The 15,183-nt window shown below is 71.6% G+C and carries 12 protein-coding genes; 3 read left to right on the plus strand and 9 right to left on the minus strand.

The window, feature by feature from the left end; translation table 11 throughout:
- Nucleotides 1-22: 22 nt before the first annotated feature.
- Nucleotides 23-1,681 carry an SBBP repeat-containing protein gene (locus WME76_RS37620; protein WP_437956983.1) on the minus strand — a complete coding sequence of 553 codons (1,659 nt, stop codon included), beginning with the start codon at nt 1,679-1,681 and terminating at the stop codon, nt 23-25.
- A 350-nt stretch (nt 1,682-2,031) separates the two neighbouring features.
- On the opposite strand from WME76_RS37620, the gene WME76_RS37625 reads away from it, so the two are divergent.
- Nucleotides 2,032-3,333 (plus strand): SUMF1/EgtB/PvdO family nonheme iron enzyme, encoded by a 1,302-nt coding sequence (locus WME76_RS37625; RefSeq protein ID WP_437956984.1) that lies wholly within the window; start codon nt 2,032-2,034, stop codon nt 3,331-3,333.
- A gap of 586 nt (nt 3,334-3,919) precedes the next feature.
- Here the strand turns inward: WME76_RS37625 and WME76_RS37630 are convergent.
- The 3 genes from WME76_RS37630 to gloB form a co-directional block, all read right to left on the minus strand.
- Nucleotides 3,920-4,852 carry an NAD(P)-binding domain-containing protein gene (locus tag WME76_RS37630; protein ID WP_437956985.1) on the minus strand — a complete coding sequence of 311 codons (933 nt, stop codon included), beginning with the start codon at nt 4,850-4,852 and terminating at the stop codon, nt 3,920-3,922.
- Nucleotides 4,849-6,627, minus strand: coding sequence for a 1-acyl-sn-glycerol-3-phosphate acyltransferase (locus WME76_RS37635; RefSeq protein ID WP_437956986.1), 1,779 nt, complete (start codon nt 6,625-6,627; stop codon nt 4,849-4,851). The genes WME76_RS37630 and WME76_RS37635 overlap by 4 nt, the downstream gene beginning before the upstream one ends.
- Nucleotides 6,628-6,693: 66 nt before the next feature.
- Nucleotides 6,694-7,449, minus strand: a complete 756-nt coding sequence (gloB, locus tag WME76_RS37640) for a hydroxyacylglutathione hydrolase (RefSeq protein WP_437956987.1) — start codon at nt 7,447-7,449, stop codon at nt 6,694-6,696.
- A gap of 167 nt (nt 7,450-7,616) precedes the next feature.
- Between gloB and WME76_RS37645 the strand changes: the two genes are divergently transcribed.
- Together WME76_RS37645 and WME76_RS37650 are read left to right on the plus strand one after the other, a co-directional pair.
- A complete protein-coding gene (locus WME76_RS37645) occupies nt 7,617-8,621 on the plus strand; it encodes a hypothetical protein (RefSeq protein WP_437956988.1) in 1,005 nt (334 codons plus the stop codon).
- A gap of 139 nt (nt 8,622-8,760) precedes the next feature.
- Nucleotides 8,761-9,915: a bifunctional methionine sulfoxide reductase B/A protein gene (locus WME76_RS37650; protein WP_437956989.1), complete on the plus strand. Its 1,155-nt coding sequence runs from the start codon at nt 8,761-8,763 to the stop codon at nt 9,913-9,915.
- A gap of 288 nt (nt 9,916-10,203) precedes the next feature.
- On the opposite strand, the gene lpdA is transcribed toward WME76_RS37650, so the two are convergent.
- The 5 genes from lpdA to WME76_RS37675 all read right to left on the minus strand — a co-directional run bounded on the left by lpdA (nt 10,204) and on the right by WME76_RS37675 (nt 15,095).
- A complete protein-coding gene (lpdA, locus tag WME76_RS37655; RefSeq protein WP_437956990.1) occupies nt 10,204-11,610 on the minus strand; it encodes a dihydrolipoyl dehydrogenase in 1,407 nt (468 codons plus the stop codon).
- 162 nt (nt 11,611-11,772) lie between these two features.
- Nucleotides 11,773-12,966 (minus strand): thiamine pyrophosphate-dependent dehydrogenase E1 component subunit alpha, encoded by a 1,194-nt coding sequence (locus WME76_RS37660; RefSeq protein ID WP_437956991.1) that lies wholly within the window; start codon nt 12,964-12,966, stop codon nt 11,773-11,775.
- A 118-nt stretch (nt 12,967-13,084) separates the two neighbouring features.
- A complete protein-coding gene (locus tag WME76_RS37665; RefSeq protein ID WP_433930663.1) occupies nt 13,085-13,360 on the minus strand; it encodes a hypothetical protein in 276 nt (91 codons plus the stop codon).
- Between the two features lie 28 nt (nt 13,361-13,388).
- Nucleotides 13,389-14,003 (minus strand): DUF4149 domain-containing protein, encoded by a 615-nt coding sequence (locus WME76_RS37670; RefSeq protein ID WP_437956992.1) that lies wholly within the window; start codon nt 14,001-14,003, stop codon nt 13,389-13,391.
- Nucleotides 14,004-14,117: 114 nt separating this feature from the next.
- On the minus strand, nt 14,118-15,095 hold the full coding sequence (locus WME76_RS37675; RefSeq protein ID WP_437956993.1) for a HEAT repeat domain-containing protein: 978 nt from the start codon (nt 15,093-15,095) through the stop codon (nt 14,118-14,120).
- Nucleotides 15,096-15,183: the final 88 nt, after the last annotated feature.

Below are 15,183 nucleotides of genomic sequence, written 5' to 3' on the forward strand. Positions count from 1 at the left end.
GCTCGCACGCCCGGATGCGGCGCTACGGCGAGAGCTTCGCGACGAACACATCTGCACCGCCGTTCGTCGCGAGCGCACCGCCACCGAAGTCGACTGTCTCCCACACCGTTCCCACAATCACTGGATCTCCAAGAGAGTCGCTCTTGATGGCGAGCACCCGGTCGCCTTCAGGGCTGCCGAACCGCCTACTCCACAGCGGCTGACCCAGCCTCGTGAGCTTCACCACAAATATATCGCTCGAGTCTCCGGACGCAGATAGCTCTTCGCCACCGATCGACATGTCCCCATCGAAGGCTCCAGAAAAGAACACGTCGCCGGAGCGATCGTAGGCGAGCTCTCCACCGTCGTAGTCACCGGCGCCACCGAACAACTTGGCCCATTGGTAAGTTGCCTGACTGCTCAACTTGATAAGATAGGAGTCCGAACCGTCGGACACGAAGGTACCGGCACCGGTGTTTACAGATCCATCGAATGCCACCGCCAGCAGCGGCCCACCCATCTCATCCAGGGCAGCGCCTGTGACCGTCTGAATACCGGAACCGTGGAACGACGCATCGGACACCGCTACTCCATCCGAGGAGAATTTCACCACGTACGCATCCATCCGATCGGCGGGTGGTAGACTTCCCAGACCAAAATCTATGCTTCTTGCGTAATTTCCCGCGAGCCAGATGTTGCCGGCGGGATCGACCATCACCCTGGTGCCAAGCTGTGCACCTTCGCCGCCGAACGCCTTGCCCCAGAATCCGTCGCTTCGCCTGCCTGACCCGTCGGAGCCACTGAGCTTGGCCAAGAATACGTCCACGTCTGCCCCCTGTGACGGGATCGCACCATCGCCAAGGTCGATCGAGCCGCAGAATGAGCCTGTAACCAACAGATCTCCTTGAGCTGTCGTCGCCAGCGATGAAACGCGAGCGAGCAAGCAGGCGCCCGTCAGGTGCTTGCTCCAGACGTGCTGTCCATCCGGGTCAAACTTCGCCACGAAGTGGCCACGATCGATGAGGTTCCCTCCCAAGCTGAACGGTTCAGACGAAAATCCAGCCGCGAACACATTTCCGTCTCGATCGAGCACGATCGCCGAGGGCACCTGAAGCATCGCTTCAGAGCCATCAGCGGCGCCATACTGCCTGGCCCATAGAGGCTTACCATCTGGGCCTATTTTGACGAGAAAGATGTTCTTTCCCGCCGTCGTCGACAGCACGAAACCACTCACGTCGATTCGACCAGAAAACTCACCGATAACGTACGAGTTCCCAGACGAGTCTATCGCGAGACCCGTGGGCTCGTCTCGCAGCTCACCACCGAACGACACCGCCCATACTTCGCAGTCCTTCCCGTCGCAGTCCTCGTCCTCCGTGCTCGCGCACGTCTCCGCCTCCGTCGTCACCTCGCCCGAGCACGCCTCGTACCCGGAGCCATCCTGCTTGCACGCCTGCGTCCCGGCCTGGCAGATCCCAACGCCCTCCGTCGCGGGAGGGCCGGAGTAGCACTCGGCAACGCTCTCCGGCTCGCACGAGGGCCCCCCGCCTGATCCTGCTCCACCCGCTCCCGCTCCGGCCGACGTCGCGCCGTCAGCGGGCGCGGCGTCCTTGAAGTCGTCCAGGCCGAGCACCAGACCGCAACCGGATACCGCCAGGATGCTGAGGCCGGCCATGCATCGAGGCAACGTACGCATCTTCATGCGCGCCATCGTAGAGCGACGGTGCGCAGGCCGTCAGCCCGAGCACATCCCTCAGTCCGCCCGCATCGAGGTGAGGCTACGGCGAGGCCGCCCTCCCCTCCTCCAGCGCGCCGTCCCGCGCCGGCACGCTCTGCTCGCACGAGCACCGCCAGCTCCGTCCTCTCCAGGGTCTCCCGCTCGAGCAGCCGCCCCGCGATGCGGTGCAGCACCTGCAGCCCCTCTCTCAGCACAGCGCGTCCCCGCCCGCACGCCGCCGTGACGGCCGCCCGCACCTCGGCGTCGATCGCGCGCGGCCTCCTCGCTGGAGTTGCGCTCCTCCCCGAGGCTTCGTTGCGGAAGAGCGCGCCGCGATGGATCGCAGCAGCGCGCCGGGCGCGTGTACACTCCGCCTCGTGCCGTCCGCGCCGCCCTGCGACCGCCTCCGGGCTCGCCTGTCGAAGAGATCCTCACTCCCCCGGCGCCTGTCAGGACGCGCGCATCCAGGCCTGCTGGCCGCCCTGGGTTGGCTCGCGGCCTGCGTCGGTCCGAACGACGGCGGCGGCAGCGCGGCGAAGAAGGCCGAGGCCTCCGGCGAGGCCCACGTGGCGCACCGCGCAGAGGAAGCGGCCCCGGCAGCGGCTGCGGGGCTCGCCGCCGCTTCGGCCGCCGCCGCATCTCCGGGGCTCGCCGCCGCTTCGGCCGCCGCCGCAGCGTCGGCCCCCGCCGCGCCCGCGCCCGCGGCCAGCGCGCACGCCGGCGCAGCCATCCCGGGCGGCGCCGCCGCCGAGCCCGCGCCGACCGCGGCCGCCGCGAGCGCCGCCCCCGCCGCGGCGCAGCCGCCAGGCTCCGCCAGCGCCGCGCCCGCCGTCTTTCCTCCGCGGCCGCTCGGGCTTCCGCTGGAGCTCGGGTCCTGCCCCGCCGAGATGGTCCTCGTCGGCGGCTTCTGCATCGATCGCTACGAGGCGCACCTGGTCACCGACGCCGGCGGACAGCTCACCGTTCACCCCCACTACCAGCGGCCTGAGCCGAACGTCCGCTATCTCGCCCGCAGCGAGGCCGGCGTCTTTCCGCAGGCGTACATCAGCCGCGTCGAGGCCAAGGCCGCGTGCGTCGCCGCGGGCAAGCGCCTGTGCACGCGGCGGGAGTGGCAGCGCGCCTGCCGCGGCAACGGAGTTGAACGTTACCCGTACGGCCCCCGCGGCGAGCGCGGGCGGTGCAACACCGGCAAGCCCCACCTCCTGCGCGAGCTCTTCGGCGACCACCCGCCGGGCGGGTGGAGCTACGAGCGCCACTTCAACAGCGCCGACCTCAACCAGAAACCCGGCTTCCTGGCGAGGAGCGGCGACCACCCCGGCTGCGCCAGCGAGCTCGGAGTCCAGGACATGGTCGGGAACCTGCACGAGTGGGTCGGCGACATGGTCGATCACGAGCTCGTGCAGCGCATGCGCACCGAGGGCGTCGAGCGCCGCGACCAGCCCTGGCACGAGGGCAACGGCGTGTTCATGGGCGGCTTCTTCAGCACGACCAGCGAGCTCGGCCCGGGTTGCTACTTCACCACCATCGCCCACGAGCCGACCTATCACGACTACTCCACCGGATTCCGTTGCTGCGACAGCCCCGAGCTGCCCACAGCGCCGGACGCGTCCGGCGTGACGAGGCGAGACGGCAGCTGAAGGCGTGGCCGGCTGCTCCGACCTGTCCACTCTCGCGGGAAACACGTTCTTCAAGTGGTCCGACCGTCCCCCCTGGGCGAGAGCGCGGCCGACGGGACGTTTCGACCGCCCCATCGCTGTCGAGATCGATGGGAACGGCGGTCCGATCGCCCTGTCGCTGTCGAGATCGATGCCGGAACGGCGGTCCGATCGCCCTGTCGCTGTCGAGATCGATGCCGGAACGGCGGTCCGACCGCCCCGTCGCTGTCGAGATCGATGCCGGAACGACGGTCCGACCGCCTCGTCGCTGTCGAGATGGATGCCGGAACGGCGGTCCGACCGCCCTCTCGCTGTCAAGATGACAGCACCAGGGGCGGTCAACCGCCCTGTCTTGAAGAGTTCTGGAAATGGCCTTTCGAGGGCTTCGCGTGAAGGTCATCCCGTCGAGGCGTGCCAGCGATGGATCGACAGGATTCCGGAGGTCTACCGCCGGAGGCTCCTCGACGAGGAAGGGGACGCGCCCAGCCCGGATCCACACCCGCTGGCGACGATACGGCACCACCGGAGCCTCATGGCCGTGGCGCAGGAGGCGCGGAAGCCGATCCGCTCACGCCGTGAACATCCGGTCGAGCACCGCCCTCGGCGCCCCGCCCTGCAGGATCGTCTCGAGCGCCTCGAACACCCCGGCGTCGACCTTCCGCGCCTTCGCGAACGCCACGACGCGCGGGATCAGCGGGATCGCCTCCACGCGCAGCCTCGCCCCCGCGACCGCCTCGTCGAGCGTCCGACCGCGCGCGAGCGCCTTGCCGAGCAGCACCTCGGGCCGGCTCTCGAGCCGGATCGAGGCGAGCAGATCGCCATACCCGCCGAGCCCCAGCATCGTCCGATCCTCCGCGCCCGCCGCGACGGCCACGCGCGCCGCGCTGTCGACCGCCCGCGAGATGAGCGCCGCCAGGAGCCCCGGCCCGGCGCCCGCCTCCTCGGCGAAGCCGACGCCGATCGCCAGGCAGCCGACGAGCGCCGACGCCCACTCCAGGCCCTGGAGATCCGGCGTCGTGTAGACGTGGAGCGCGTCGGACTGGAACGCCGCGGCCACCGCCGCGTGCACCTCGGGGAACCTCGAGCCACACACAATCGCCGAGGGGCGGCCCTCCCTCAGCTCGTCCGCCTGCACCGGGCCGCCCAGCGCCCCCACCCGCCGCGCCGGCGTCTCCTCGCGCACGAGGTCCGAGACGGTCTTCAGCGCCTCCCCCTCCAGGCCGCGCACGCCGTGGACCACGAGGTGCGACCCATCCATGTGATCGCCGAGCGCGCGCAGCGCCGTCCGCGCGGCGTTCGACGGCACCGCCATCACGAGCAGCCGCGCCCGCGCCACCTCCGCGTAGCCCCGCACGATCCGCGGCCCGTCGTCGATCTGCGGGTGCTCGCGCCTCGAGAACAGCAGCACCTCCGCCCCGGTGCGGCTCGCCGCGAGCGCCAGCGCCACGCCCCAGAAGCCGCCGCCGATGACCCCCACCGTCGCCGCCGGACGCGCGCTCACCGGCCACCCCCGGCGCCGTTCATCGAGCCCGCGCGCGCGCCCGCGCCGCCCACACCGAGCGACGCGCCGCCGCGCGACGAGGCCGCGCCCCGGTCGTCGAGCGGCGGGGGCGGCGACGACGGCGCGAGCGGCGGCAGCGGCGGCTGCACCTGGAGGCCCGATGGGACGCCGGGCGGCGCGATCACGTCCCACGCCACGCCGTGTGCGGCGAGGCGGTTCTGGTAGTAAAAGAGCAGGTTGGTGTCGCAGATCGCGATGCCGTCGGGCCGCGAGTCGAGCACCGGCGACGAGTGGTATCCGGCGAAGGCGCGCAGCGCGCGCTCGACGACGTCCCCGCCCGAGCCGAGCCGGACGTCCTCGCCGAGCACGATGCACCCCCTCTGCTCCAGCTCGCGCAGGCGCTCGCAGAGGGCCATCACGTCGGCCGCGAGGTCGTCGCGCGGCACCGTGAGCACGTCGCGCTGGCGCAGCACCGTGAAGAGATCCGCGGCGGGCGCGTGCGCGCGGAGCCGGGCGAAGCTCGCCGCAGCGACCACGTGCGTCGCCATGACCACCGTGTCGCGCGCGTACGCCCGGCAGATCTCCTCGCCGAGCTCGCGGGCGTACTGGGCGTCTCGCGCCCCGTCGATCACCGGGGCCCCGTCCTGGTTCTTCACGTAGCTCGCCGGGTCGACCTCGCGGCCGCGCGCGTCGAAGGAGCGGCCGAGCTCGTCGACCCGGTTGCCGAACGGATCGAGCGGCTCCGAGAAGCGGATGACCACCGCGGCGTTCATCGCAAGGAGCTTCCGGAGGAACGAGGCGATGCGGCCGATCCGGCTCGACTCGTCGTCCTCGATGATGAAGCGGCCCTTGCCGGCCTCGGAGAGGAAATCGGCGATGAGCGTCTCGGCCTCGAGCGTGATCAGGTAGTTGATCGTGGCGGGGACGAAGAAGACGCGGCGCTCGCGGCCGCTGAGCAGCGTGCGCGTGTAAGCCTCGAACGCGCTGCCGACCAGGCCCAGCTTGAGCTTCCGCTCGATGCCGCCGGAGCGCGACCGCGTGCCGCCCGGGAAGAACAGCGAGTGGTAGCCGCGCTCGAGCAGCACGCCCGAGTACGTCTTCAGCACGTCCTTGTAGAGGTTGTGCCGGATGCGCCGATCGACGCGGTAGGCGCCGAGGTTGTGCATGAAGAACGAGAGGACCGGGTTCGTGAACAGGTTCTTGCCGGCGCCGTAGGTCGCGGGCGGCAGGCCGGCGCGCTCGAGGGCATAGCCGAAGACGATCGAGTCCATGTTCGACAGGTGCGTCGGCACATAGACCGCCGTGCCGCGCTGCACGAGCGACCGGAGCTTCGCGAGCGGCCCCTGCACGAGCACACGGTCGGCGAGCAGCTCGAGGCTGACGAGCTTGCGCGGGTCGCGGACCACGGTCACGAGCTTCCGCGGCGCGAGCAGGGCGCTCACGACCGGCGGCAGGAGCCGCGACGAGAGCTGGTAGACGCGCCGGTCGAAGTTGCCGGCGATGTCCCACGCGTACTCCTCCGAGAGCTCCCGCAGGCGGCGGCGGCGCTCCGCGTCGTGCATGCGGCCGAGCGAGCGGGCGAGCCGCTGCCACTCGGCGAGCTCGCGGACGTCCTGCGGCTTCCGGGAGCCCTCGAGCCGCTTCGCCTCCTGATACGCCGCCTCGTTCATGGCGAGCAGCGGATCCCTGGTGGCGCCGACGACCCGGTCGACCACGGTGCGCACGATCTCGTCGCGCGCGTCGTTGAACCCGAAGATGGGAGCGCGGGAGTCCATGCCCGTAGTCGTATAGAAATCAGGCGGCGGGCGCGAGCGGAATACGGCCGCGCGCGACCGCGTCACTCAGCGGTAATTGTCCTTGGCGCGCCGCACGGCGGCGAACACGTCGGGCAGCGTGGCCCCCGGGAATCGCGCCTGTACGGACGGCTCGCCGCAGCGCAGGAACGGGTTCGTCGCGAGCTCCTCGGCGATGGTGCTCCCCACCGTCGGCTCGCCGCGCTCGCGCGCCGCGCGGGCGGCCTCGAGCTTCTTGCGGACAGCCGCGTTCTCGGGCTCGACCGTCTCGGCGAAACGAAGGTTGTTCACGGTGTACTCGTGACCGCAGAACACGCGTGTGTGCCCCGGGAGCGCGGCCAGCTTGGAGAGCGAGGCGTGCATCCCCTCCGGTGTGCCCTCGAACATGCGGCCACAGCCGGCGATGAACAGCGTGTCCCCGGTGAACACGGCGTCCTCGACGCAGTACGAGACGGCGCCGAGCGTGTGCCCGGGGACGTGCAGCGGCCGGAGCTCCAGGCCGGCGACCCGGACCGGCTGGCCCTCCTCGACCCGCTCCGTCTGCGCGGGCACGCGGCCGACGTCGCTCGAGTGCGCGTACACGGGGAGGTCGCCATAGCGCGCGCGGAGCGCCTCGTTGCCGCCGACGTGATCGTGGTGGTGGTGCGTGTTGACGATGGCGACCGGACGGAGCTTCTCGCGCTCGAGCGCCTCGATGACCGGCGGTGCCTCCGATGGGTCGATGACGATCGCCTCGCTCCGCCCGTCCGCGGCCACGAGGTAGGCGTAGTTGTCGCTGAGGCAGGGCACGGGGAGGATGCGCATCGGGCGGGAACTATATCGCGGCGCTCGCGGGGCGCTCCGGAGAAAAACTCGAGGCGGAGACCGTAATGACGCGCGCTGGTCGACTTCGTACGAGGCGGCGCGCGGGATGACGCTGGCGGTTCGCCTCGCGCCGTGACGCGGGCGGCGGCGTGTGGCAAGGGGCGGACATGGCGTCGGCCGAGACCTCCATTCGCTACCGCATCGGCGTCGACGAGAACGGCCTCGGCCCGCGGCTCGGCCCGATGGTGGTGACGGCGGTCCTCTCGCGCGTCACCGGGCCCGGCTGGGACACGGCCAGCCGCGCGCCCCGCGGCGCCCTGGCCCAGCGGCTCGGCGACTCCAAGCAGCTCGTCGCGTACGGGGACGTCTCGCTCGGCGAGGCCTGGACCCGCGCGCTGGTCGCCCGCGGCTGCGGGCGCGCGGGGGCGCCGAGCGACGCGTCGTCGGTCGACGAGCTGCTAGATGCCGTCTCGCTCGACGATCGCGCCGCGCTGCGCGCGCTCTGCCCGGGCCACGTCGAGGAGCAGTGCTGGTCGACCGAGGGAGAGGCGTTCACGGCGCCCGACAAGCTGCTGCGCGCGATCGGCCGCGACCTCGACAAGCTCGCGGAGAAGGGGGTCGAGATCGTGGCCGTGCGCTCGATGCTGCTCTGCGTGAAGCGGATGAACGACGGCGTCCGCGCGGGGAAGAACCGGTTCGTGCTCGACCTCCACGCGATGGAGCGCCTCATCCTCGAGCTCGGCGGCCTGGCCGGCGCGGAGGTCTTCGCGGTGTGCGGCAAGGTCGGCGGCTTTGGCAAGTACGGCTCCGCCTTCGGCCCGCTCGCCGGGCGGCTGCACGCGGTGCTCGAGGAGGGCCGCGCCCGCAGCGCCTACCGCTTCCCCGGCCTCGGCGAGATCGCGTTCGTCCGCGACAGCGACGCCTCGGATCTGTGCGTCGCGATGGCGTCGATGGTGGGCAAGTACGTCCGCGAGGCGCTGATGGAGCGGGTCGCGCGCCACTACCAGCGCGCCGTCCCTGGCCTGCACGGGGCGAGCGGCTACCACGATCCTGTCACCACGGCGTTCATCGGGGCGACCCGCCTCGTCCGCCGCGCGCGCGAGATCCCCGACGACTGCTTCGAGCGGCGCGCCGCCGAGGGCGACGTCGCTCTCGAGAGCGGCGGCCCGTAACGCCGAGTCCGGCGCCGCGAGGCTGCGCCGGCCGCGCGATCGGCGCGGCGGGGCGAAATCGGCGCGGCGAGGCGAAACCGGCGGCGCTGCGCGGCGTAGGAGGGGTGGTTACGCTACCCTTCCCGCAGGCCAGGTGGATATGAATTGGCTCCGCGCTGCTCGTCTACTTTTCGCGCTCTTGCTCGTCGGGTGCGCCGCCTTGTTCGCGTGCCGGCGCGCGGGCGAGGCGGGGCGCGCGAGCGAGGTTGCTCTTGGGTCCAAGGAGGCTGTGACGATGTCGGACAGAAGCTATCGCAAACCGTCGGATGAGGAGCTGCGCAAGCGGCTCACGCCGCTCGCGTACGAGGTCACGCAGCGCGACGCGACCGAGCCGCCGTTCCGCAACGCGTTCTGGAACAACCACGACGCGGGCCTTTACGTGGACGTCGCGAGCGGCGAGCCGCTCTTTTCGTCGCTCGACAAGTTCGACTCGGGCACCGGCTGGCCGAGCTTCACGCGCCCGGTGGCGCCGGAGCGGGTCGTGGCGCGCGTCGACAGGGCCCACGGCATGGTCCGCACGGAGGTGCGCTCCAGGGACGGCGACTCGCACCTCGGGCACGTCTTCGAGGACGGGCCTGCGCCGGCCGGGCTGCGCTACTGCATCAACTCGGCGTCGCTCCGGTTCATCCCGCTGGATCGCCTCGAGGCCGAGGGCTACGGCGCCTACCGCGCCCTGTTCGAGGGCGGGAGCGGCGCGCCTCAGGCGCAGGCCGGCGCCAACGCCTGCGCCGCCCCGGCGCCCGGGCAAGCCCCCGGCTGCCAGACCACGCTGGAGACGGCGATCCTGGCAGGCGGCTGCTTCTGGGGGATGGAGGAGATCCTCCGGGGGATCCCCGGGGTCCTCGAGACAGAGGTCGGTTACACGGGCGGCCGGATGACGAACCCGACCTACGAGCACGTGAAGACGGGCGACACGGGCCACGCCGAGTCGGTGCGTATCGTCTTCGATCCGGCGAAGCTGTCCTATGCCGAGCTGCTCGAGAAGTGGTTCTTCCGCATGCACGACCCGACGACGCGCAACCGCCAAGGCAACGACGTCGGGACGCAGTACCGCTCAGCCATCTTCGTGACGACGCCCGAGCAGCGCCGCGTCGCCGAGGAGGTGAAGGCGCGCGTGGGCCAGAGCGGCAAGTGGCGCGCGCCGCTCGTCACCGAGATCGTGGAGGCCGGGCCGTTCACGCGCGCCGAGGAGTACCACCAGAAGTACCTGGAGAAGTACCCGGGCGGGTACACGTGCCACTACATGCGCGACTGACGCGGCGGGTACGGTCTGCCCCGGCGGCGCGCTCTCTTCTGCGACCGGATCGCCGGGCTGAAGCACAGCAGCTCGAGGAGAAGAAGAAGTTAGAACCACAGAGGCACAGAGGGCACGGAGGAAGAGAGAGAATTTTATCTCCTCTTTCCTCTATGCCCTCTGTGCCTCTGTGGTTTTATTTCTGGCCCTTTCGAGCCGGGCGTTGCTTCAAGGGAGCAACGCACCGGCTCGTTGACGGCCGGCGGTCACGTCCCGTGAGCCGCCGGCCGGCTCTGCCAGCGTGTGCGCTCAGCGGTTCGCGATGTGGATCGCCGCGCCCATCGCGTGGGCGGCGGCTTCCATCAGCGACTCGCCGAGGGTCGGGTGGGGGTGGATCGTCAGCGAGAGGTCATCGAGGAAGGCCGCCATCTCGAGCGAGAGCGAGGCCTCGCTGATCATCGTGCTCGCCTCCGGCCCCACGATGTGGACGCCGAGCACCTGCTTCGTCTTCTTGTCGGCCACGATCTTCACGAACCCCTCGGTCTCGTTCATGGCCATGGCCTTACCGAGCGCCGCGAACGGGAACTTGCCGACGCTGACGTCGAGGCCCTTCGCCTTCGCCTCCGCCTCGGTGAGCCCCACCGTGGCGATCTCGGGATCGGTGAAGATCGCGCCCGGGATCGCGACCCAGTCCTTCTCGGCCTTGTGGCCCGCGATCACCTCGGCGACGATCTCACCCTCCTTCGTCGCCTTGTGCGCGAGCAGGGGCGGGCCGCTGACGTCGCCCACGGCGTAGATCGACGGCACGTTGGTGCGGCCCGCCTTGTCCGTGGGGATGAACCCGCGCTGATCGACCGTCACGCCGACCTTCTCGAGGCCGAGGCCCTTCGAGCTCGGCCGCATGCCCACGGCGACGAGCACCGTGTCCACGACGATCGTCTGCTCCTTGCCCTCGATCTGGATCTTCACCCCGACCGAGCCGTCCTTCTGCTTCTCGTACCCGAGCGCCTTGGCGTTCTTGTAGATCGTGCCGCCGCGCTTCAGGATCTTGCGCTCGACGATCTTGGTGCAGTCCGGATCGACGCCCGTGAGCAGGTCCGGGAGCGCCTCGACGACGGTGAGCTGGGCGCCGAACGCCTGGTAGACCATGCCGAGCTCGAGCCCGATGACGCCGCCGCCGATCACGAGCAGCCGCTTCGGGATGCGGCGCAGGCTCACCGCCTCCTTCGCGCCGATGATCGCGTCGCCGTCGAACTTGAACGTCGGGATCTCGATGGTGGTCGAGCCGGTCGCGATGACGATCCCCTTGGTCGCCTCGATCTGCTCCACCGAGCCGTCCGGCAGGGTCACGTCCACGCGCTTCGGCCCGACGATCGTCGCGGTGCCGGTGAGCAGATCGGCGCCGTTGCCCTTGAGCAGCGACCTGACGCCGCCGGTGAGCTTCTTGACGATGCCTTCCTTCCAGTCCTGCATCGCGTTGGCGTCGAGCTCGACGCCGCTGACCTTGATGCCCATCGAGGCGCCGGCCTGCGACTTCTCGTAGAGGTGGGCGGCGGAGATCAACGCCTTGGAGGGGATACAGCCCCAGTTGAGGCAGACGCCGCCGGGCTGCTCCTTCTCGATGCAGAGCGTCTTCTGCTTGAGCTGAGCCAGCCGGATGGCGCAGGGGTAACCGCCGGGGCCGGCACCGATGACGATCGCGTCGTAGGTCTTCATCCTTGTCCTTTTGTGCGCTTCGGAGACTGGAATAGGGGCGCCGGGGTGGGCCAGGCAAGCCCCTCGCTGACCAGCCCTGAGGCCGCGCCCGCCACGGCGAGCCGTACCCTGGGTTCCGGCGGGCTTACACGACCTCGCACCGAGGGGAAATCCCTCGCGTGGTCAGCGTCCGCCGCCGTGCGCGGGCGCTTTCGGGGAGCGCAGGAGCTCCGCGCGCTGGTCGCGCAGGTGCCAGGGAAGCTCCGCGTAGACGTCCTCGAACAGCGTCTCGCGGGCGGGCGGGTCCATCCCCTCGACCTCCGTGACCGCCGCGGCGATCTCCGCGTTGAGCTCCGCCTCCAGGGCCGCCTCCGCGGCGTCGTCGAGCAGGCCGCGGGCCGCGAGGTGGCGCCCGAGGCGCAGCAGCGGGTCGCGCTGCGTCCAGCGATCGACCTCCTCCTGCGACCGGTAGCGGCTCGGGTCGTCGCTCGAGGAGTGGGCCCCGACGCGGTAGGTGAGCGCCTCGATGAAGGTCGGCCCGCCGCCGGACCGGGCCCGCGCGACCGCCTCGGAGACGGCGCGGTAGACGGCGATGACGTCGTTGCCGTCCACCCGCATCGACGGGACGCCGTACGCCCGCCCCTTGATGGCGATGGTCCGGGACGCCGTCTGCCGCTCGGTCGGCACGCTGATCGCCCAGTGGTTGTTCTGACAGATCATCACGCACGGCACCCTGAACACCGCCGCGAAGTTCATCGCGCTGTGGAAGTCGGGCTCGCTCGTCGCGCCGTCGCCCATGAACCCCACCACCACCGTGCTGTCGCGCCGCAGCTTCGCGGCCCACGCGGCGCCGACCGCCTGCGGGATCTGCGGCCCGATGCAGCTCGACCAGGACACCTGGTTCACGCGCCGACCGCTCATGTGAGACGGCATCTGGCGCCCCTTGAGCAGGTCGCCCGCGTTGCCGAACACCTGGGCCACGTAGGTGCGGAGCGGGAAGCCGCGCACCAGCATCATCACGCTCTCGCGCAGCGCGGGGAAGACCCAGTCGCCCGGCTCGAGCGCGAGCGCCGCGGCGATCGGCGTCGCCTCCTGGCCGGTGCACGCGCCATAGAAGCCGACCCGCCCCTGCCGCTGGAGCAGGAGCATGCGCGCGTCGAGCAGCCTGAGCCGCTTGATCTCGCGGAAGGCGCGCAGCAGCAGCGCGTCGGCGAGGCCGGGATCGGTCGCGGGGTCCAGCGTCCCGTCGTCGCGGAGGACGCTGAGCAGGCCCTCGTCGTCCCCCTCCGCCGCTCGGGACGGCGGCGCGGTGGGCGGAGAGGCGTCGGCTGCAGGCCTCGTCGTGGCGCCGGGCGGCGTGGCTTCCAGCTCGCTCATGACGTGACGACCATACCGCGAAATGGCGGCGATCGTGGCGCCTTCAGCCCGCCGGAACGAGCCCTTTCGCCCTGGTCGCCTGCCGGAGCGAAGCGGCTCACATCCCTCGCGCCCGCGCTCAGCCGAGGAGGACGCGGAACATGCGCTTGCTGTCGGAAAGATAGTAATAGGCGGCGCGGTCCGCGTCGCCCATGAGCTCGAGGATGGCGCGCTCCATCTGGTCCGGGCTCAGCGTGTTGGACACCTCCCAGGTATCCGGCGTGACCTCGTCGCCCTGCCACGGTCCGGCGCAGAGCGCGACGAGGCGAGCCCGGTTCGCCTCGTCGGCGATCGAGAAGGTGAGGATGTAATCGTGGTTGACGAAGCCGCTATACAGCTTGTTGTCGCGCGGCACCTGGTCTCTCCCTGTCGTGGGCGCGGCGTCACCGCGGGCCGGGCGGCAGCGGCGCGGCCGCCTCGTCGTCGTCATCGTCCTGGTCGGGACGGCGCGCGCCGAGCGTGAAGACGTGCAGCACGACCAGGCCCGCGCCGAGGAACACCTCGGACCGCCCCACGAGCTCGGCGCGGCGGTGGGCGCGCTCCAGCTCCATGCCGAGCTCCCCCTCGCCGCGCCGGACGCCGTCGCGGTGGAGCGCGGCGATGCGGGGGGTGAGCGCCAGGCCGACGTAGGCGGCGCAGCCGGCCATCACCATGGCGACGACCCGGCGCACGCGGGCCGCGGGGCCCGCGCCCTGACGTCCTGCCGCCCACGTGCGCGCCACCTCCGCGCCGAGGAGGATCACCGCGGCGCCGAGCGCGAGCTGATCGAAGCGGGCGAACGCCGCGCTCATCGCGTCACCGGAGAAGGGGGCCGGGGCGAGCCGGAAGACGAACGGCGCGGCGCAGGCCCCCAGCGCCACCATCCCGCCGGCCCAGGCGCCCGCCGCGAGCGCGGCCACGCTCGCGGCCACCCGGTCGATCAGGGAGCGGCGCGACGCGGCGCGCTCTTCGGGGCCCGGGGCGAGGTCGGCCTCGCTGAACTGCGCTTCATCGTTCATGCATCCACCTCGGTGGGGGCAGCGCGGCGTCCCGGCGACCTGCCCGCGGTTGGCTCCGTCCCTCTACGCCACCCTCGACCGCGCCGCATGCCCCGCGCGCGGCCGCCGCGCGGCTCAGTTGCCGGGCGCCGTCGGCGCGCCCTCGGCGGCGGAGGCGATCGCGGCGAGCGCCTCCTCGACGGCCCCCTGATCGGCCTTCCGCTCGTCGCCCCGCATCGCCGCGATCGTCGCGCGGGCGGCCTCGAGGCGGGCGCGACCGGCGGCGGCGACGGCGAGCGTGCGGCGGTGGCGGTCCCATGCGCCCAGCTCGCTGAGGATCTCCCGGACCGCGCGCTCGTGCCCCATGCGCGCGAGCGCGACGCGCGCGTGCCAGCGCAGCGGGTCGCGGCCGAAGCCGATCCTGAGCCCGAAAGCGCGCCGCTCCAGCGCGCTCCGGCCGGCCTGCAGGCCGAGCTCGCCGCAGAGCTCGATGGCCGCGGCCTCGTCCTCGTGGTCGACCCCGCGGAGCTTCCCGTCCACGATCTCGACGAGCACCGGGTGGCCGATCGGATCGCCGAAGCGCGCGGTGACGACCGCCGCCGCCGCCCGGACGAGCGGCGACGCGTGGCCGAGCAGCGCCCGCGTTCGATCCATGGCCAGCGGCGGCAGCTCGCCGGCGGCTTCCCCGAGCTCCTCGAACATGCGCAGGGCGATGTGGCAGACGAGCGGGTCGTCGTCGTGCGTGGCCTGCATGACAGCGTCGACCGCGTCGGCCCGCTGGGCGCAGACGCGGGGGAACGCGATCACCGCCTGGAAGCGGACCTCGGGCCGCTCGTCCGAGAGGGCGCGCCGGAGCCGGCCCGTCGCGCGCCCGTCGCCGATCTCGCCGAGCGCCGTGATCGCCATCTGCCGGACGTGCGGGTCCACGTCCTCCACGGCGAGGAGCAGCGCGGGGAGCGCCTCGACCGCCTTGGTATCGGCGAGCGCGATCGCCGCCGCCGCGCGCACCGCCGCGTGCGCATCGGAGCGCAGCGCGCCCTCGACCGCGCGCAGGACCTGCTCCCGCGCCGTCGCTGCGTACGGGACGAGGTCGCTCACCGCCTCCACGCGCACGGCGGGCTTCTGTGAGCCGACGTCGCGCAGCGCAGCCTCGAGCGTCCTTTTCGCAGGGGCCGGTCCGAACACGCGGCCAACGCTAGCA

The organism is Sorangium sp. So ce119 (genome assembly GCF_051524405.1).
Classification (GTDB): domain Bacteria; phylum Myxococcota_A; class Polyangia; order Polyangiales; family Polyangiaceae; genus Sorangium; species Sorangium cellulosum_G.